Source organism: Acinetobacter sp. YH01007 (assembly GCF_013420425.1).
Classification (GTDB): Bacteria; Pseudomonadota; Gammaproteobacteria; order Pseudomonadales; family Moraxellaceae; genus Acinetobacter; species Acinetobacter towneri.
Map to the genome: position 1 here is coordinate 43217 of NZ_VOYC01000007.1, position 18184 is coordinate 61400.

General features: G+C 40.5%; 15 protein-coding genes. 5 read left to right on the forward strand and 10 right to left on the reverse strand.

Annotation, left to right across the window (positions count from 1 at the left end; all coding sequences use genetic code 11):
* Positions 1–11: 11 nt before the first annotated feature.
* The gene (locus FTT74_RS05365; RefSeq protein ID WP_179988684.1) at positions 12–770 is read left to right on the forward strand and encodes a glycosyltransferase family 25 protein; all 759 of its coding nucleotides are present in this window, start codon (positions 12–14) and stop codon (positions 768–770) included.
* A 10-nt stretch (positions 771–780) separates the two neighbouring features.
* On the opposite strand, the gene FTT74_RS05370 is transcribed toward FTT74_RS05365, so the two are convergent.
* The 5 genes from FTT74_RS05370 to FTT74_RS05390 all read right to left on the reverse strand — a co-directional run bounded on the left by FTT74_RS05370 (position 781) and on the right by FTT74_RS05390 (position 5863).
* Positions 781–1554 carry a glycosyltransferase family 32 protein gene (locus tag FTT74_RS05370; RefSeq protein WP_004975011.1) on the reverse strand — a complete coding sequence of 258 codons (774 nt, stop codon included), beginning with the start codon at positions 1552–1554 and terminating at the stop codon, positions 781–783.
* Positions 1555–1607: 53 nt separating this feature from the next.
* Entirely contained in the window at positions 1608–1829 is a 222-nt protein-coding gene (locus tag FTT74_RS05375) for a hypothetical protein (RefSeq protein ID WP_004975012.1), read from the reverse strand.
* A gap of 123 nt (positions 1830–1952) precedes the next feature.
* Positions 1953–2822 carry a lysophospholipid acyltransferase family protein gene (locus tag FTT74_RS05380; protein WP_179988699.1) on the reverse strand — a complete coding sequence of 290 codons (870 nt, stop codon included), beginning with the start codon at positions 2820–2822 and terminating at the stop codon, positions 1953–1955.
* A gap of 297 nt (positions 2823–3119) precedes the next feature.
* Positions 3120–4904: an aspartate--tRNA ligase gene (gene aspS / locus FTT74_RS05385; RefSeq protein WP_179988683.1), complete on the reverse strand. Its 1785-nt coding sequence runs from the start codon at positions 4902–4904 to the stop codon at positions 3120–3122.
* Between the two features lie 209 nt (positions 4905–5113).
* Positions 5114–5863 (reverse strand): DUF4184 family protein, encoded by a 750-nt coding sequence (locus FTT74_RS05390; RefSeq protein ID WP_179988682.1) that lies wholly within the window; start codon positions 5861–5863, stop codon positions 5114–5116.
* Between the two features lie 148 nt (positions 5864–6011).
* On the opposite strand from FTT74_RS05390, the gene znuD reads away from it, so the two are divergent.
* Together znuD and FTT74_RS05400 are read left to right on the forward strand one after the other, a co-directional pair.
* Positions 6012–8153: a zinc piracy TonB-dependent receptor ZnuD gene (gene znuD / locus FTT74_RS05395; RefSeq protein ID WP_179988681.1), complete on the forward strand. Its 2142-nt coding sequence runs from the start codon at positions 6012–6014 to the stop codon at positions 8151–8153.
* A 105-nt stretch (positions 8154–8258) separates the two neighbouring features.
* Positions 8259–9722 (forward strand): phospholipase D family protein, encoded by a 1464-nt coding sequence (locus tag FTT74_RS05400; protein ID WP_179988680.1) that lies wholly within the window; start codon positions 8259–8261, stop codon positions 9720–9722.
* 68 nt (positions 9723–9790) lie between these two features.
* On the opposite strand, the gene FTT74_RS05405 is transcribed toward FTT74_RS05400, so the two are convergent.
* Complete coding sequence (locus tag FTT74_RS05405; RefSeq protein WP_004975032.1) at positions 9791–10243, reverse strand: hypothetical protein; 453 nt, start codon at positions 10241–10243, stop codon at positions 9791–9793.
* A 183-nt stretch (positions 10244–10426) separates the two neighbouring features.
* Between FTT74_RS05405 and FTT74_RS05410 the strand changes: the two genes are divergently transcribed.
* Positions 10427–10897 carry an RcnB family protein gene (locus FTT74_RS05410; RefSeq protein ID WP_004975035.1) on the forward strand — a complete coding sequence of 157 codons (471 nt, stop codon included), beginning with the start codon at positions 10427–10429 and terminating at the stop codon, positions 10895–10897.
* A gap of 78 nt (positions 10898–10975) precedes the next feature.
* On the opposite strand, the gene FTT74_RS05415 is transcribed toward FTT74_RS05410, so the two are convergent.
* The 4 genes from FTT74_RS05415 to FTT74_RS05430 all read right to left on the reverse strand — a co-directional run bounded on the left by FTT74_RS05415 (position 10976) and on the right by FTT74_RS05430 (position 16392).
* The gene (locus FTT74_RS05415) at positions 10976–11485 is read right to left on the reverse strand and encodes a phosphate-starvation-inducible protein PsiE (protein ID WP_004975036.1); all 510 of its coding nucleotides are present in this window, start codon (positions 11483–11485) and stop codon (positions 10976–10978) included.
* Between the two features lie 138 nt (positions 11486–11623).
* Positions 11624–13405, reverse strand: coding sequence for an acyl-CoA dehydrogenase C-terminal domain-containing protein (locus FTT74_RS05420; protein WP_179988679.1), 1782 nt, complete (start codon positions 13403–13405; stop codon positions 11624–11626).
* 219 nt (positions 13406–13624) lie between these two features.
* On the reverse strand, positions 13625–15427 hold the full coding sequence (locus FTT74_RS05425) for an acyl-CoA dehydrogenase C-terminal domain-containing protein (RefSeq protein ID WP_026438352.1): 1803 nt from the start codon (positions 15425–15427) through the stop codon (positions 13625–13627).
* Positions 15428–15765: 338 nt separating this feature from the next.
* Positions 15766–16392: a hypothetical protein gene (locus tag FTT74_RS05430; RefSeq protein WP_179988678.1), complete on the reverse strand. Its 627-nt coding sequence runs from the start codon at positions 16390–16392 to the stop codon at positions 15766–15768.
* Between the two features lie 135 nt (positions 16393–16527).
* Between FTT74_RS05430 and baeS the strand changes: the two genes are divergently transcribed.
* On the forward strand, positions 16528–18183 hold the full coding sequence (baeS, locus tag FTT74_RS05435) for a sensor histidine kinase efflux regulator BaeS (RefSeq protein ID WP_179988677.1): 1656 nt from the start codon (positions 16528–16530) through the stop codon (positions 18181–18183).
* Position 18184: the final 1 nt, after the last annotated feature.

Genomic DNA, 18184 nt, shown 5'->3' on the forward strand with positions numbered 1-18184 from the left:
TAAGGTTTTATATGTTTAGTTTATATGTAGTCAGTATCGAGGAAAGAGAGAGTCAAAGGTTGAATTCTTTCTTTAAACAAAATTTTTTTAAGGATATTCCTGAAAGAGATATTCATATTGAGGGTGTTAAAGGAGGAGAGATAACAGCTAAAGAATATTTTAATTTAGCTGTTCATGGAAGGGTGAAGCCTTTGACACCTGGAGAATTGGGTTGTACTTTATCACATCTTGAAATATATAAGAAATTCCTACAAACAGGGGATGATTTTGCATTAATTTTTGAAGATGATGCAATTTTCCCTTCTACATTAACCTCGTATGAGCTACTTAATCAAATAAAAAAGATTGAATTGGAAGACTGCTTTTTATTAAGTTTAGGTGGTGTGCAAATGAAAGTGTGTCGTAATGTAAGAGGTGAGTTTCAAAAAAGTAAAATACTTTCAAAAACTATTATAAAAATAAACCCCCATTTTTATAATAGAGTCTGCTTCACATTTGCATACGTAATTGATCGAAAAATGGCTGAAGTCCTATTGGCTTATCATCGTAAACTACGGAGAGCAGATGATTGGAGTTATTTGTATGATTTTAATCCTAAAGCAAAAATTTATATGACTAATTTAATAGACCATCCTGTTGAGCAAAATATTGATAATAGTTATATTGAGTCTGAAAGAGTAAAAAGTAGTGATATACTCCGTAGTCACTATGGATATGGGATATCAAAGCAAATTGCTAAAATTAAATTTAAAAAATTTGAATTATTTTAAAGTATATTTATTAAAATACTCTATATTTAATAAAGTATCTTAATAGTTTTAAAAAGTCTTTAAACGTTAAATTTTTTGCAATTTCTTTAATGAAGTTATTTTCTTTATAAATTGAATTGTATTTAATTAGGGACTCTAATAAGTATTTCTCATGGATATTGATTTTAAAACTCTTCTTTTTATTTTCTAACCATGAGCCATGAAAGTGATGAGTGGCATAATTGGTTGCAAGATCCAAACAAAAAGTAGTTGATGGATAAACAATAATTGAATTATTGTTATCATCACCTTTTTGTTTTTCATTTGATAAAGGATTGATATGGTAATCTTTGATAAGAATCTCTGAAACAGAGGCTGTATTTGTTGGTTCATGTATAGTATAAACTTTATTTTTATAGTAGTCTAAAATTCGTTTAGTTAAACTGTGATTCTCAATAGAACCCCATACTGCTGTAAATGGTGCTCCAATGCATTCAAATCCAGTAAAAGCTTCGTGATTTAAAAAAATATCTAAGTTTTGTTTTAATTCAACATCTGTGTCTAAATAAATTCCACCATAAACATTTAATGCATAAGCTCGAACATAGTCTGATACGTATGCATACTTCCCCTCATTGTATGCTGATTTAGTGAATGGGTGGCTATTAATATCGAAAGAGTCTTCATTCCATAATTTAATCTCATAGTCAGGACAAAATAACTCCCAAGACTTCATGTGGTTAATAAGTTCATTAGGAATATTGTTTGGACCAAACCAACAGTAATGAATAATTTTTGGAATCATCAGAAGCTCAAAATATTAAAGTATTAGTATAAAATATAGAATCGAAAAATGGCTTATCGGTTTTTATCCGCATTCCCTGCCAACACCATATAAATCAGCCCCACAAAAATCACAAATGCACCGCCAATAGAACTTAAGCTAAAGTATAAAATACGGTCATTGGTGTCTAAGGCAAATAGGTTATTGGCCAGAATATAACGCATGAACAACCATTGAGCGACAGCAAATACAATTAGCATAATGCCACGATTACGAACTGCAGGACGCATAGCCATAGTAACGCTCAACTTAAAACTCAAAACGAAGCGCTATTATGCCATTGTTGAAAATTGATCTCAATTGAATAACCTAAATCTTGGTTTTATACGTGCAAAAAGAGCAAACGTATTTAAAAAAATCTACTCTTTACGGTACATATTGACATTGCCCAAGCAATTTCTAAAGCGCTTGTATGACCAAATATATTGCTCAGGTGCTTGTTCAATCATATTTTGCATTGAAAGGTTTAGACAGTCTACAGAGTGTTGTAAATCTTGAGACAGAATAGCATCTGGCAATTTTTGACAGTGAATATTGAAATATCTTAAATTTGGACTTCGAATACAGCTTAAACCAATAATATTGCACTGTGTTTTTGCTGCAAGCTTGGAAACTAGTGTGATGGATAAAGTCTTTTTCCCAAAAAAAGCAGAATATATACCACCAGATGGCTTGGGTAAATGATCTGGTAAAATGACTGTTAAACCGCCGTGTTTCAAATGTTTAAAAATAGAACGAATACCAGTTTCATTGGTGGGTACTAAAGTGGCATTAAATTTTTCTCTAGCTTCTAGTAAATATCTGTTTATCCCTTTGTTTTTATTGGGCTTATACATAATCATGGGGGCTGTATATACACTGAGCCATGCATTGAGTAACTCCCAGCAACCAAAATGAGGAACTACCACGATAACTCCTTTTTTATTTGCAAGAGCGTCAGTTAAAACCGTTTCACCATAAACATTTTTTAGCAGATTCAAACTGTAATTTGGTGGCATTCCCCAGCATTTAATAAACTCTAGATAACTGAGACATTGACTTTGTACACTCTTTTTTATGAGCTGTTCTTGTTCGGCAGATGAAAGCTTTGGATAAGCCAGTTTAATATTAATTGCAGTGATGCGTTTGATAGATAAATTAAAATAATAAATAAGACCAGCAGCCATCATTGCAATTGCTTGCAGCAGGCGTAACGGAAAGACAGATATTATTTTTAAAATTAAGTACATCAGACAGCCGATCTCAAAATATAAGGTACAAATGAAGCATAAATTTTGCAGTGAACGCGAACGTGCTTGTTTCACAAGAAAAATGATCAGAAGCCTTAAAACAAAATAAAATGAGGTATGAAATTGAATTATTCAATGTTATTCATAATTAGCCAGTTTAGCATAGTGCAGTGTAATCGTTTTGCTATTAGCCAAGTAAAGTAATTATTATTTTTATTGTTCAACTTGGAATTTATCCAAATTGAAGTTAATAAAAAACCCTGCAAATTTGCAGGGTTCTTCTCACATTCTCAAAACTTATTCTTGAGATTCTGCTTTTGGTTTTTCACGTAAACGAATACCCAAATCACGTAATTGAGTCGCTTCAACTGGTGCTGGTGCTTGAGTCAATGGACATTCAGCTGTCTTGGTTTTCGGGAAGGCAATCACATCACGAATAGACGATGCGCCTGTCATCAACATCACCAAACGGTCTAAACCAAATGCCAAACCACCGTGCGGAGGCGCACCGTATTTCAACGCATTCAGTAAGAAACTGAATTTCTCTTCGGCTTCTTCTTCTTCAATACCTAAAGCTTCAAAAATCGCTTTTTGCATTTCTAAAGTATAAATACGCAGTGAACCACCACCAATTTCAGTACCGTTCAACACCATATCATAGGCAACAGATAATGCTTCACCTGGGTTGCTCTTCACATCTTCAACGCTTGATTTAGGCAAGGTGAATGGGTGATGCACAGAGGTCCATTTACCATCCTCAGTTTCTTCAAACATTGGGAAATCAACGACCCAAAGCGGTGCCCATTCGCAAGTGGCGAGGTTCAAATCGTGACCGATTTTGACACGCAGTGCGCCCATCGCATCATTGACCACTTTGGCTTTATCTGCACCAAAGAATACGATGTCGCCATTTTCTGCGCCTACACGTTTGAGTAGATCAAGCACGATTGGCTCAATAAATTTCACGATTGGAGATTGTAAACCTTCAATGCCTTTTTCAAGTTCATTGACTTTAATATACGCCAAACCTTTTGCACCATAGATGCCAACAAATTTAGTGTATTCATCAATTGCACTACGTGGCAATGAACCCGCGCCAGGAACACGAAGCGCAACAATACGACCTTTCGGATCTTTCGCTGGGCCAGCAAACACTTTGAACTCAACGTCTTGCATTAAGTCTGCTACGTCTACCAATTTCAGTGGAATACGCAAGTCTGGCTTATCAGACGCATAATCACGCATCGCTTCTGAATACGGCATACGTTGGAATTTGTCGAATTTCACGCCTAGAAGTTCATCGAACATCTTCACGGTCATGCCTTCCATCAAATCCATAATGTCATCGTCACTCATGAACGATGTTTCAATGTCGATTTGAGTAAATTCTGGCTGACGGTCTGCGCGTAAATCTTCGTCACGGAAACATTTAGCGATTTGGTAATAACGGTCAATACCGCCCACCATCAACAATTGTTTAAATAATTGTGGCGATTGTGGTAGAGCATAGAAGCTACCGTTAGATACACGGCTTGGCACTAAATAGTCACGTGCACCTTCAGGCGTTGCACGTGTCAAAATTGGTGTTTCAACATCCAAGAAACCATGATCATCTAAATAGTTACGAATCAGGTTGGTGACTTTTGAACGGAAACGTAAGCGATCTAACATTTCTGGACGACGGATGTCCAAGAAACGGTATTTCAAACGAATTTCTTCTGAAATGTTGGTATTTTCATCGTTCAATGGGAACGGAGGCGTTTCAGATGCTGCAAGAACTTCAATTTCCTTGCCTAAAACTTCAATTTGTCCACTGACCATATTGGCATTTTCTGTGCCTGCATAGCGACGACGTACACGACCTGTGATTTTTAATACAAATTCTGAACGTGCTTTATCTGCAGTTGCAAATGCTTCTGGGGTATCTGGGTCAATTACGACTTGCACAAGACCATCACGGTCACGCATGTCTAGGAAAATTACACCACCGTGGTCACGACGACGGTGTACCCAACCACACAGGGTCACGGTTTGATCAATTTGAGCTTCGGTTAAAGAACCGCAATAATGAGTTCGCATCATAGCGTTAAAAATCCAACTATATGGGTTAAGGAAGCGAATACGTAAACAGCGCACCGCCTTTAGCAAAGGTAGGATTATGCCTCTTTGGGCATGTGGCTACAAGAACCTGCTGCAAAAACAGTGGGTTTTTACAAGGAATGTGTCTGAAATAGGATAATGCAGCAAGATTCAGGATAAAGTGATGAGCTTTGACTTTATTTTATCTACCCTTACCGATCCAAAAACAAAAATAACAGACAACCTAAACTGAACATGAGTAATGCCCCTTGGCTAAACTCATTGATGGCACGTCCCGTAAAATAATACAGTTCGGCTTGCCAAGTCGCATCGGGGATATAACGCGCATAATCCCAAAGTGAAAAACCACCACATACAATCGACAAGATAATTAGGCCGATGGCATAAACGCGAATTTTAGTGCTTACAGAACTGACCTGTCGATGCTTGCGATAATAATACAGGCTCATCCATAACAAAAAAGGCAGCGCCAAAATAGAACTGCCAATTTGTAGTACGCGATGCATCGGATAAATCCCTGTTCCTAATTGTACCGATTGCGCTAAAAAATCCTGAAAGGCAAAACTACGAAAGTCGTGATGGGTTAAACCATCCCAAATTAAATGGGTGGCATTGCCAATCAGTAAGGCGAGAATCAAGCCACATACAAACCTAAGTACAGATTTTATCGTGTTTAGATTTAAAGGGTGATGCACGCCCACAAAGCGATACAATGCAGGGCGATAGAGTAAATACCACAGCGCACAAAAGACAAGACCCAATAATAAATTTGGATACAGCAATGCTGACCATAAATGTGGAGTGGGATCATGACGCAAAGTAAACAGACGGTGTAAATCTGGCAACATCGTACCTATAGCGAGTGCAGCGATAGGCAGACGTTGTCCTGAAAGCTTGGCGAGTGGTGGGGCAAGTACCGCATGTGAGAGCGTAAAGGGCATACCAATTCAAAGTAAATAATATAAAAAATCAGAATAAATTGTGATGAATAGCTTAATTGAGAATACAGAGGAACAATGTTTTTTATTGCAATGTTAATGAAATGTTATATTATAACATCAATTATTTTTACTAATTTGAGCATGGGTCATGTCGTTCCATAAAAATTTAATAACACTTTCCATTTTTTCAGTGCTGACACCTGCAGCATTCGCCAATACTGAAAGCAGTAGCACACAACTGGAAACCATTCAGTTACAAGCACATCCTTTGGTGCAAACTGCGGCAGATTTTGCAGTGGCAGATCATGTGATTGATCAAAAAACTTTGGCAGAACGTAGTACCACCATTGGTGATGCGATGGCAGATGAGCTAGGCGTATATTCCAATCAATATGGTTCAGGCTCTAGCCGCCCAGTAATTCGTGGACAAGATGGTCCACGGGTTAAAGTGCTGCAACATGCTTCAGAAACTGCCGATGTGTCTATGCTTTCACCAGACCATGCTATCACTGTCTCCCCGATTTTAGCCAAACAAGTTGAAATTATTCGTGGCCCATCAACATTACTTTATGGTGCAGGAACGGTTGGTGGCTTAGTTAATGTGACCGATCAAAAAATTCCAACTCAAATGCCAAATAATGGTTTAGAAGGACAGGTAGGTTTACGTTACAACACAGGTAGCGATGAAAAGCTAGTGAGTGCGGGGGTAACTGCAGCACTCAGTGATCAATTTGCGCTGCGTATTGAAGGTTCAAAACGTAAAGCCAATGATTACATTACCCCAAACTATTGGGTAGAGCATCATCATACAGAAGTACATGTTGAACCAGATGGCTCAACCCATACACATGAACATGAAGAGTTGGTAAAAGAACGCCGTGTAGACAATACCTTTGCCGAAGGCCAAACGGTGAATATTGGTGGATCATGGATTCATGACCGTGGTTTTGTGGGGTTGTCGTACAGTAACCGTCAGGACAAATATGGTTTGCCAGGGCATAGTCATGAGTATCATGATTGCCATCCACATGGAAATAAATTGCATTGCGGAAGTCATGACCCTGCACCACAACCAGATCCACATGACGAACACGAACATACACATGGTGGCCCGTGGATTGATTTGGAATCACACCGTTATGATTTACGTACCGAGCTTGATCAGCCTTTTGCAGGTTTTGATAAACTACGTGCGCACGCCAGCTTTACTGATTATGAACATGATGAATTAGAAGAAAATAAAGTTATCAGTAACTTTAGAAGTAAAGGCTATGATGCGCGTTTAGAATTGGTGCATAAACCCCTTGCAGGTTGGGAAGGTGTGTTTGGTACACAGTATAGTCAGCAAAAAATCGATTTAACTGGACAAGTAGAACAACACGGCGATCATTCTCACGAAACCGTACCTATGCCTGATACCAAAACTCAAAAATATAGTTTATTCGGTTTAGAGCATAAACAATTTGGCGATGTGCATGTTGAACTCGGTGCACGGGTTGAACATCAAAAAATTGATGTCGATGCTCAGAAAAAAGATTATTCAGATACAGGTGTATCTGCTTCTGCCGCAGCCAACTGGCAGTTTGCACCGAACTATAAATTATCCCTTACAGGTTCACATCAGCAGCGTTTACCATTGGCGCAAGAGCTTTATGCCAATGGAATCCACTTTGCAACCAACACCTATGAGCGTGGGAATGCGAATTTAGATGTGGAAAAGTCGAATAATTTAGAACTTGGTTTGCACTATGAAGCTGACAAACTCGATTATTCATTACATGTGTATCATAACTGGTTTGATAACTATATTTATGGTGCGACTACTGACCATAAGGAAACTTTCCGTTTAATTGATTATCAACAAGACAAAGCCAAGTTTTATGGTACAGAAGCCAAGCTAGGGTATCAGATTAGCTCAGATTATAAACTCAGTGTGTTTGGTGATTATGTGCGTGGTGAAATTGACAATCAAAATGCACCACGTGTACCTGCAGGGCGTTTGGGGACTAAGGTGGATGCCAACTTTGCCGACGGTTGGTCGGGTATGGCGGAATACTACCGTGTATTCAAACAAGACAAAATTGCTGCTTATGAGCAAGAAACAGCAGGCTATAATATGGTCAATGTTGGTGTGGCTTATGCGGGCAACTATGCCAACAAACAAGATTACCGTGTGTATTTTAAAGCCAACAACTTGCTCGATGATGAAGTGTATTCACATACATCGTTCTTGTCGAATATTCCACAAGTGGGTCGTAACTTTACAGTCGGCGTGGAATTTGGCTTCTAAAATTCAATTTGCCTTGAGCAGGATGTTTGCGTGAAAACACAGAAATCCTCTTGAAAATCCAAACAATTAAACCTAGTCTGAGCGCATCGGACTAGGTTTTTTGTTATGCGTATCTTTCAGCGAATTCATCAAAAATTGAATTGGTCGCCTCGGGCGTATGTGGGACTTATTATAAGTTTTCTGGCTTTAGGTTATTTGGCGTCTGCGACCTACCACAGCTTAAAACCATTACCCGAAGGGCTGAATTACACTGGAAAATTACGTCATGCGCCTATTAAATTTATTGCCGATCAGACCTATATCGACGCGCAAGGTGTTCAGCAACAACAGCATCAAATTTTTAATGAAATTTTAGAGCTGGTTGATGCAGCACAAAGCACCATTGTATTGGATATGTTCTTGTTTAATCCTGAAGTGGGAACATCTAAACAGCAGCATCAGCCACTGACACAGCAACTCACCGATGCTTTAATTCATAAACGTCAGCTGCAGCCAAATATTGAAATCAAAGTCATTACTGATCCCATTAATTCGGTATATGGTGGCATTGCACCTGAACATTATCGTCAATTGCGTCAGGCAGGTATTGATGTGATTGAAACAGATTTAACCCCGCTGCGCGCATCGAATCCGCTGTGGTCGGGGTTTTGGTATCTCTGCTGTCAGGGCATTCCAAATAATGCTGAAAAGGGTTGGCTACCCAGTCCTTTCGGCAAAGATAAAATTACCTTACGTAGTTATTTCAGCTTGCTTAATTTTAAAGCCAACCATCGTAAAGCCATGGTGGTCGATACCGCCGAAGGCTGGAAAGCATTGGTCACGTCGTTTAATCCACATGATGGCAGTTCACGTCATTCTAACAGCGCTTTATTGGTGACGGGCAATACCGCAGTAGATGTGTTGCAAACAGAACAAGCCGTCGCGCGTATGTCGCAGGGCAATCTGTCTGGGGTGATTGTGGGGGAGTTTGAGGCAGATTCGTCTTATCCTCAAGTGCAAGTCATCACTGAACAAGCCATTTTAGAGGCCAGTTTGACACTGATTCAGCAGACAAAAGCGCAAGAACATCTGGATTTGGCAATGTTCTATTTATCGGAGCGACAAATCATCAAGGCACTGATTGCTGCACAACAACGTGGCGTACAAGTGCGAGTATTACTGGACCCGAATAAAGATGCTTTTGGACGTGAAAAAAATGGCATTCCAAACCGACAAGTAGCGGCAGAATTACATGCTGCAGGGGTGAAGATACGTTGGTGTAATACCCAAGGCGAGCAATGCCACAATAAAATGCTGATGAAATCGAATGCCACACAGGCTGAGTTGATTTTAGGTTCTGCTAATTTCACCGCACGTAATTTAAAAAACTATAATTTAGAAAGCAACTTGCGTGTGGTCGGACAGGTGCAAGACCCTGTATTTCAGGATGCTCAACACTATTTTAATACCGCATGGTCAAACCTTGAGGGTAAAAATATGAGTGTGGATTATGCGGTTTATGCCGATGAGTCGAAGTGGAAATATGCGCTGTATCGCTTTATGGAATGGAGTGGTTTATCGACCTTTTGATTTTTTAATTGTATGCCTTGAACTCAAAAATCCCTCTTATTGAAAGAGGGATTTTTTTGAGCCGAATATTACTTTACAGGATTTGGCGGCACCATTTCATCCAAATCTTTATCACTCATTTGATCTAACTCGGCAATATCGGTTTTGATTTTCCATTGTGCTTCATCATCCACAGGATTCGGTAAACGCGCTTCTAACCAATCACAAACCACATCTGGGCTAAATTCTGGATGGTTGCATTGAATTACCCACGATAAAAAATCTTTGGCTTCACCATTCATATACGGTGGCGGTGAAACAGGTAAGAATTGAGTCGGCAAGCGCTCATCTCTGGAAATATAATTCAGCACATGTCCCAATTCCTGCACAGTTTGCCATGCTAACGGATGTTCTACATCAATTTGAAATTTGAACCACCATGCATGCTGACCGTCTGAACCATAAGCGTCTACACGGGCTTGCTGTACACTCGGAACTTTGCAGAAAAACTGATGAAGGCGGTCAAAATTTAATTCAGGCACTAGGTTTCATCCAATTTCAAAAAAAATGTATCTTAGCATAGGGGTTGGAGATATTTCATAAATGGCGAGCCGTGTCGGTGAAATCTGCGGAGACGAAAGTTTAAAATTGCTGATTTTTTATTCATTGTTTATCCTTAATTTGAGCTTAGAATAAAAATATGAAAAAAAATAGGAGTGCTAGATATGAAAGTGGCGATTTTAACTGCATTGAGTGGCATGCTATTTTTAGGTGTGTCGATGCAGAGCTTGGCCGAAACCAATCGTTGGGCAGGATATACAGGCGTCAATACACAGCGTGATCAGCATCGTCCTTATTCGCCACAACATCGTCCTGCTTATCCGCAGCATCGACCTTATCATTCACAGCAACCCTATTCCTATCCACCACATTATCCATACCATCAACGACCTGTGCCGCAGTGGGGGCAGCCCACGATTCGTAGTGGCATCAATATTCAATACAATGCGCCAAGTACTGTGCAATATAACCACCAAAGTTACAGTTGGGTAAATGGTGAGCCAAGTAGCGCACATATTGAAAGTTCGACCTATCGTGTGGTGACCGACTGGCAGCACTTGGGTTTACCCGCTCCGCCACGAGGTATGTACTGGATTTTTGAACATGGGCGTTATGTGTTGGTGGCAAATCGTTGAGAAAAAAGTGAAATCATAGACATCAATGCTTCTAGATATTGAGTATCTAGAAGCATTTTTTTGACCTATTTTAGATTTTTACGCCAATTCATCATCTTCTGGGCGAGGGGTTTTGCCTTGTGCTAAAGGCTTTTCACTGTGCTTGTCTCGAATAACGGAAGGGTAATGCCAAGATGCAAAACGCACCACTAAAATTGCAGCGGCTAAAATTAAAATTGAACCAGTAATAATCACTAAGTCGAGATCAGCTTTATGGTCGTGTTGAATATCTGAAATTAGCAAACGGGTTAGTGCGGTAATGGCAATATAAATTAAAAAACGCACAGGCATGTGATTGGTTTTAAAATAAATACCCACCATTGCACCTAGTTCTAAATAGATAAAAAGCAATAAGATGTCATCAATAGTGGCATATTGTTTGATGGTGAAAATATCAATTACCGTATGTCCAGCAGACCAAATGACCATACAGCCAATGATAAAGAGCGCAAGATAATGAAAACTTTCTACAGCCCAATTGCCATATTTGTCTAATAGGCTTTCAACTGCTTGAATATTTTTATCTATTTTTGAACGACGTACTGCCATTTTCACCTCCTGTTTGAGTATGGATATTCAGACTTCAACAAAGGTGATGCAAATTTCATGCACAAATTAGAATAGGGATATAAAATTTAGTACAAAAAAACGCCTGATGATTCAGGCGTTTTTGCGATAATGTATTAATTAAGACTGGTTAGTGAAGTAATCTTCGCTGAAGTTCATCACCACTTCTGCACCCGCTTTCACTTTGGTAATGCGTAAAGTCAGTTCTGGCAAAATACGTTGTACAAAGTACAGTGCCAATGACAATTTGTTTTGATAGAACTCACCCTCTTTTTGCTTGGCTGCATTGGCAATGCGCGCAAACATATATGAGAAGCTGAGCAAACCTACCGCATGTAAATAATCAACCGCTGCTGCGTTCGGGAAATCTACATTTTCTTTGGCTGCATTTAAAACGTATTGAGTCACGGATTCAACTTCAGTCGCTGCATCTAAAGTTGCATCTTTAATGAAGTTGAGGTCTGCATCTAAACCATTGGTGAAATCACGGATTTCTGCAATGTATTCTGCAATAAATTCGCCATTACATTTAATGGTTTTACGACCAATCAAGTCTTGCGATTGTACGCCGTTGGTGCCTTCATAAATTTGGGCGATACGTAAATCACGAACACATTGCTCCATACCCCATTCACGGATATAACCATGACCACCGAAGCACATTTGCGCATCAAGTGTCGCATTGAAAGCAGTATCGGTTAAGTAGGCTTTGGCAATTGGAGTTAACAATGCAACACGGTCATTGGCTTTTTTCACAACTTCTGCATCGGTAGAGAATTTAGTGATATCCAATTGTTGACCCACATATACCGCAAATGCACGTGAAGCTTCGTTATTGGCACGTGCATTGAGCAGCATACGACGCACATCGCCATGCACCAAAATGCTATCCGCTGCTTTGTTTGGTGATTTTACGCCCGATGCACTACGGCCTTGAATACGGTCAGTCGCATATTGCGCAGCATTTTGATAGGCAAATTCAGATGCACCTAAACCTTGAATTCCCATAGACAGACGTTCGTAGTTCATCATTACGAACATGGCAGCCAAGCCTTCGTTTTCTTTGCCGACCAAGTAACCTTTGGCACCATCAAAGTTCATCACACATGTTGCAGAGGCTTTAATGCCCATTTTGTGTTCGATTGAGCCTGGACCTACTGGGTTGCGCTCACCCAACGAACCATCTTCATTCACCAAGAATTTTGGCACGATGAATAAAGAAATACCGCGTGAACCTGCAGGAGCGTCTGGTGTTTTCGCTAAAACTAAGTGAATGATGTTTTCTGCGAGGTCGTGATCACCACCTGTAATAAAGATTTTAGTCCCTGTGATGTTGTACGTACCGTCTGCATTTGGTTCTGCTTTGGTTTTAATAATCCCGAGGTCTGTTCCTGCATGTGGTTCAGTCAAACACATGGTACCTGACCATTCACCTGAGTAAATTTTAGGTAAATAGGTTTCTTTCTGTTCTTGTGATGCATAGCTGCTTAATGCCATGCCTGCACCGACAGATAGCAGTGGATACAACATGAAGGATGGGTTGGTGGCAAACAGCATTTCATCTGACAATACTGTCAGCATTTTTGGCATGCCTTGACCACCCCATTCTTCATCTGCGCCTAAACCAATCCAGCCGCCTTCGGCATATTGTTTAAATGCTTCTTTAAATCCAGCAGGTGTGGTGACTTCGCCATTGTTATAGGTCGCGCCTTCTTCATCACCGCTACGGTTAATAGGCAACGTCACATTTTGGGCAAATTTTGCCATTTCTTCCAAAATTGCTTCAGCCGTTGCAGCATCAAGGTGAGCGAGGTTTTCATTGTTTTGCCAGAATTGTTCTGCATTGAATACATCATTTAAGATGAATTTCATATCGGCAAGTGGGGCATTATAAATTGGCATGTGAGTTCACCTGTTTATTGTTTGAATCTTGATTCGTTGAGTTCAGTGTAATCTACAATTGTGAATGTTGTAGGCGACTAAAGCGAAAGAATGCTTTATTTATAAAGAAAAAGGACTGTCAATGCTATGACCGTCCTTTCTCAATTTCTGTACTCAAGAGTACAACATTTTGAATATCTCGCTAAATATGTTCAATATTTAGCGAGTTTCAATTTTCGCTTAGAAAGCAAAGTGTTCAGCATCTAATGCAAATAGTGGCTCTACACCTGTTGCAATCACGTCTACGTGTGAGCGAACACGTGGCAAGATTTTCTTGAAGTAGAAACGTGCAGTCGTCACTTTAGCATTGTAGAAGTCTACATCGGTTGTGCCTGCTGCAAGTGCTTCTTGAGCGACCAATGCCATACGTGCCCATAGGTAAGCTAGTGTTACATAACCAGAGAAGTACATGTAGTCTACTGCTGCAGCACCTACTTCCTCAGGGTTTTGCATTGCACGCATACCAATTTGCATGGTCAAATCGCCCCATTCTTTATTGAGCGCTGCGAGCGGTTCAACAAATTCTTGCATTGCTGCGTTGTCTTTGTTGGCTTCTGCAAATTTATGGATGATTTTGGTGAAGTCTTTCAACATTGCACCTTGTGTACCCAAAACTTTACGACCTAACAAATCGATTGCTTGAATTTCAGTTGTACCTTCGTACAAGCATGAAATACGTGTATCACGCACAATTTGTTCCATGCCATGCTCAGAAATGAAGCCATGACCGCCGAAGACTTGCACACCATGTTTTGCAGATTCAGAACCTGTTTCAGTTAAGAATGCTTTTGCAATAGGCGTCAATAAAGACAAGATGTTGTCAGAGAACTTACGTTCTTCTTCAGTTGCACCTTGTTCAACGATATCTGCGTGTAGAGACAACAGATACACTAGTGCGCGACCACCTTCAGCAAACGCTTTTTGAGTCAATAGCATATTGCGTACAGCAGGATGCACAATAATTGGATCTGCTTCTTTTTCAGGAGCTTTCGGACCAGAAAGTGAGCGCATTGCTAAACGGTCTTTGGCATAAGTCAACGCACCTTGGAAAGAACCTTCAGATGCTGCAAGACCTTGTACCGCTGTACCGATACGTGCAGTGTTCATGAACGTGAACATGCAGTTTAGACCACGGTTTTCAGGGCCAATCAAGAAACCTTTCGCATTATCAAAGTTGATGACGCAAGTTGCATTGCCATGAATACCCATTTTGTGTTCGATTGAACCACAACGTACACCATTACGCTCCCCTAAAGAACCATCTGCATTCAGGTTGAACTTAGGAACGATGAACAGAGAAATACCTTTAGTTCCTTTAGGTGCACCAGGTAAACGTGCCAATACGATGTGCACGATATTCTCTGCCATGTCATGTTCACCAGCAGAGATAAAGATTTTCTCGCCCGAGATTGCATAGCTTCCGTCGGCCTGAGGTTCAGCTTTAGTACGGATAATACCCAAGTCAGAACCTGCATGAGATTCGGTTAAACACATGGTACCTGTCCACTCACCTGAAACAAGCTTTGGCAGATAGGTTGCTTTTTGTTCATCTGAACCGTGGTGTTCTAAAGTACGTACAGCACCATGAGAAAGACCTGGGTACATGCCCCATGCCCAGTTTGCTGTACCGACCATTTCTGAAATCACGTTTCCTAGAGAAACAGGTAGACCTTGACCGCCGTATTGTTCTTCAGCAGAAAGAGACGGGAAGCCAAGTTCGATATATTTTTGATACGCTTCTTTAAAGCCCGTTGGTGTAGTCACCACGCCATCATTCCAAGTACAACCTTCACGGTCACCCACTTGGTTTAACGGAGATAATTCGTTTTCACAGAAATCTGCTGCAGCTTCCAAATATTGGTCAACCAATTCACGGCTTACGTTTTCTTGGAATGCAGGTAATTTTGCATAGTGATCTTCGGCATTTAATAATTCATGCAAAACGAATTGCATATCACGTAAAGGCGCTTTGTATTGTGGCATATCGGTTTCCTCAATACTGGTTTGACCAGCGTTATATTTTAAATGGATTTCAGCGCATGCCTTCTCAGACATGCCATGTTGGAATGGTTGTAATCGTGCAACATCTTCTAATTCGGTACAAGCATCTGCATAGCATTTCTTGGTGACTGTAAAGTCAAAGATTTTTACCTTGAAATGGCTAAGTTGTTTGAGTGTAAATAGTTTTGCTGAATTTGAAATGATACAAATAGTCAAAAAGCGTAAAGAGATATGTCTAAGTGAAGTGGATAAAAAGGTAAATAAAAAGGCACTCAATCGAGTGCCTTAGAGTCGTGTAAGTGTGTGCTCACCTGAATGCATTAGCGCGAAGTAGGTGATATTCTCATTTGTTGCATAGGTTGATTCGGCTGAAAACGAACCAAGCATTGTCCCTTGAGTTGTAGTTCGCCCAGTTTCACTTGAACGTGTTGTCCATGCATTTTTCCTTCACAGGCAGCACGCATGGCCTTTTGATGCGCTTGATGTTGTGCTAATCGTTGATCGTACTGTTTGGTCATTTCAGCACGTTGCGCATCGGTCAGCACTTCACCACGTTGTTGCATACGCGGCATTTTTGCACGCATGGCTTGGTGTTGTTGCATCGCATATTGGCGATGTTGTTTAAATGACTGGCGATCAGGCTGGAAACGCATCGTACAGGTACCTGCGAGTGTTTGATCACCTACTTTTAATTGTAGATTTGTACCTACTGCTTTGTTGTCACAAGCCTGTTGCATCTGCCCACGAAATGCGCGGTGTTCTGCACGCATGGCACGATATTGCTCGCGTTGTTCAGGACTGAAGCGTTGTCCATCTTGAGCATAATGTTGTTTAAACATACGTGTTTGTTGTTGTTCGGTCAGATCATTACTGGTTTGGCATGCAGTTAAAATCCCCATGCCCAAAACACTTGCCCCAAGTAATGCGATTTTCGTCATCTGTTTCATCTTCAAACTCCCCAACCTGCTTTTAACTTCACTCAGTTAAGATTAAATAATAAAGATGAAGAAACAATGGAGAGTTTTTTCTAGCACTGTTGGTTACAATGCTCAAAATCAATAAGAAAAGCTGAGATTGCGCTTTTGAAAATTCGCCGTATTCCCATCGCATTACGCCTGTTTCTCACAGTGCTGCTGACGACCTTACTGATCACCACGGTCAGTTTGGGGGTATTGCATGTCAATATGCAGCGTAATTTCAGTAAATACGTGGCTGATGTCGAAATGCAAAAGCTGGACTTAGTCATTCAAAACTTGGCAGAAGTCTATGCGGTATATCACGATTGGGGCAACGCCATTCAGGCGCAAATTCTCCAAATTGAAGGTGAGGCTGCACCCGATGATTATGACCGTTTATCGCGGTGGTGGTTGCGCCGTCAATATGACATTGCCTTGCAGCAGCGTTATTTTCAGGAACATACCTTAGCCAATGTAAACCCAAGTGTGGTCGAGCCTGATCTAGCTAAACGACAAGCCAATGCCGCAGAACTTCGCTGGTTAGAACTGAATTTACCTTCACAGTTTCAGCCATTTGAAGGTTTGGTCTTTCCTTTAAGTGCCAATCAAAATGCTTTCCGTTCAGATCGTAAAAATGAAGGGCAAAACAACACGACAGAATCTTCAGGGAAAAAACAATTTATTTCGATGCCTGACCGTTTGGGTTTGAGTTCGCGTCTATCTTTATATGATGCACAGCGGCAATTTGTAGTGGGAGAGCCTGCTGAAACTCAAATTTCCTATCGTCCAATTATGGTCAATGAAAAAGTCGTGGGCTATTTGGGCTTAAAACCTGTGTTAGATCAGGAAGATGCTTTAAGTATTAACTTTTTTAGTAAACAAACTCGTTATTTATTATTGGTTTATGCTTTAAGTATTTTGGCGAGCTTGATTGCTGCATTGTTGTTGGCGACCTATTTTAAAAAGCCGATTCAGCGTTTGTTGAATGGGACGCGCGAATTGACCAAAGGGCATTATCAGCATCAGGTCACGGTCAATCGTAATGATGAATTGGGTGATTTATCTACCGAGTTGAATCATTTGGCGGTGATTTTAGATCAACATGAAACCTCGCGTCGTCAGTGGGTGGCAGATACTTCGCATGAGTTGAAAACCCCGTTGGCCGTGTTGCAGGCGCAAATTGAAGCTATGCAAGATGGTATTCGCAAAGCCACACCAGAGCATTTGGCTGCGATGATGCATCAGGTCAATAATCTGAAAAAACTCACACAGGATTTATCGGACTTGGCGCAAGCCGAAGCCATGCAGCTGAAATGCTATTTCTCGAGCATTGATCCATGGCAAGTGATTGAGCAGGAAATCGAAAGCTTTAAACCGAAATTTGAGCAGGCTCAGTTGGACTTGATCGTGTCGGGTGAAGGCACGCAATTACAATTGGATATAGACCGCTTTAAACAAATTATGCTCAACTTGCTCAGTAATAGTATTCGCTATACTGAAGCAGGTGGGCAGGTGCATATTCACACCAGTCAAAGCGCAACAGAATGGACAGTATATGTAGATGATAGCCCGTTTGGTTTAAGTGATGAACAATTGGCACGCTTGGGTGAGCGTTTTTATCGTGTCGATGATTCGCGTACACGTGCCACAGGCGGGACAGGTTTAGGTCTGGCTTTATCGGTCAAAATTGCCAAAGCATTGGGCGGAGAGTTAAGTTTTGCACATTCACCGTTGGGTGGTTTACGCTGCAAATTAAGCTTTCCCAAAACAATCAAATCTTGAA

What these genes read in the sequence shown, in the direction of transcription:
- FTT74_RS05365 (WP_179988684.1), top strand. Translation starts at nt 12, where the DNA reads ATGTTTAGTTTATATGTAGTCAGTATCGAGGAAAGAGAGAGTCAAAGG.
- FTT74_RS05370 (WP_004975011.1), bottom strand. Translation starts at nt 1,554, where the DNA reads ATGATTCCAAAAATTATTCATTACTGTTGGTTTGGTCCAAACAATATT.
- FTT74_RS05375 (WP_004975012.1), bottom strand. Translation starts at nt 1,829, where the DNA reads ATGGCTATGCGTCCTGCAGTTCGTAATCGTGGCATTATGCTAATTGTA.
- FTT74_RS05380 (WP_179988699.1), bottom strand. Translation starts at nt 2,822, where the DNA reads ATGTACTTAATTTTAAAAATAATATCTGTCTTTCCGTTACGCCTGCTG.
- aspS (WP_179988683.1), bottom strand. Translation starts at nt 4,904, where the DNA reads ATGATGCGAACTCATTATTGCGGTTCTTTAACCGAAGCTCAAATTGAT.
- FTT74_RS05390 (WP_179988682.1), bottom strand. Translation starts at nt 5,863, where the DNA reads ATGCCCTTTACGCTCTCACATGCGGTACTTGCCCCACCACTCGCCAAG.
- znuD (WP_179988681.1), top strand. Translation starts at nt 6,012, where the DNA reads ATGTCGTTCCATAAAAATTTAATAACACTTTCCATTTTTTCAGTGCTG.
- FTT74_RS05400 (WP_179988680.1), top strand. Translation starts at nt 8,259, where the DNA reads ATGCGTATCTTTCAGCGAATTCATCAAAAATTGAATTGGTCGCCTCGG.
- FTT74_RS05410 (WP_004975035.1), top strand. Translation starts at nt 10,427, where the DNA reads ATGAAAGTGGCGATTTTAACTGCATTGAGTGGCATGCTATTTTTAGGT.
- FTT74_RS05415 (WP_004975036.1), bottom strand. Translation starts at nt 11,485, where the DNA reads ATGGCAGTACGTCGTTCAAAAATAGATAAAAATATTCAAGCAGTTGAA.
- FTT74_RS05420 (WP_179988679.1), bottom strand. Translation starts at nt 13,405, where the DNA reads ATGCCAATTTATAATGCCCCACTTGCCGATATGAAATTCATCTTAAAT.
- FTT74_RS05425 (WP_026438352.1), bottom strand. Translation starts at nt 15,427, where the DNA reads ATGCCACAATACAAAGCGCCTTTACGTGATATGCAATTCGTTTTGCAT.
- FTT74_RS05430 (WP_179988678.1), bottom strand. Translation starts at nt 16,392, where the DNA reads ATGAAACAGATGACGAAAATCGCATTACTTGGGGCAAGTGTTTTGGGC.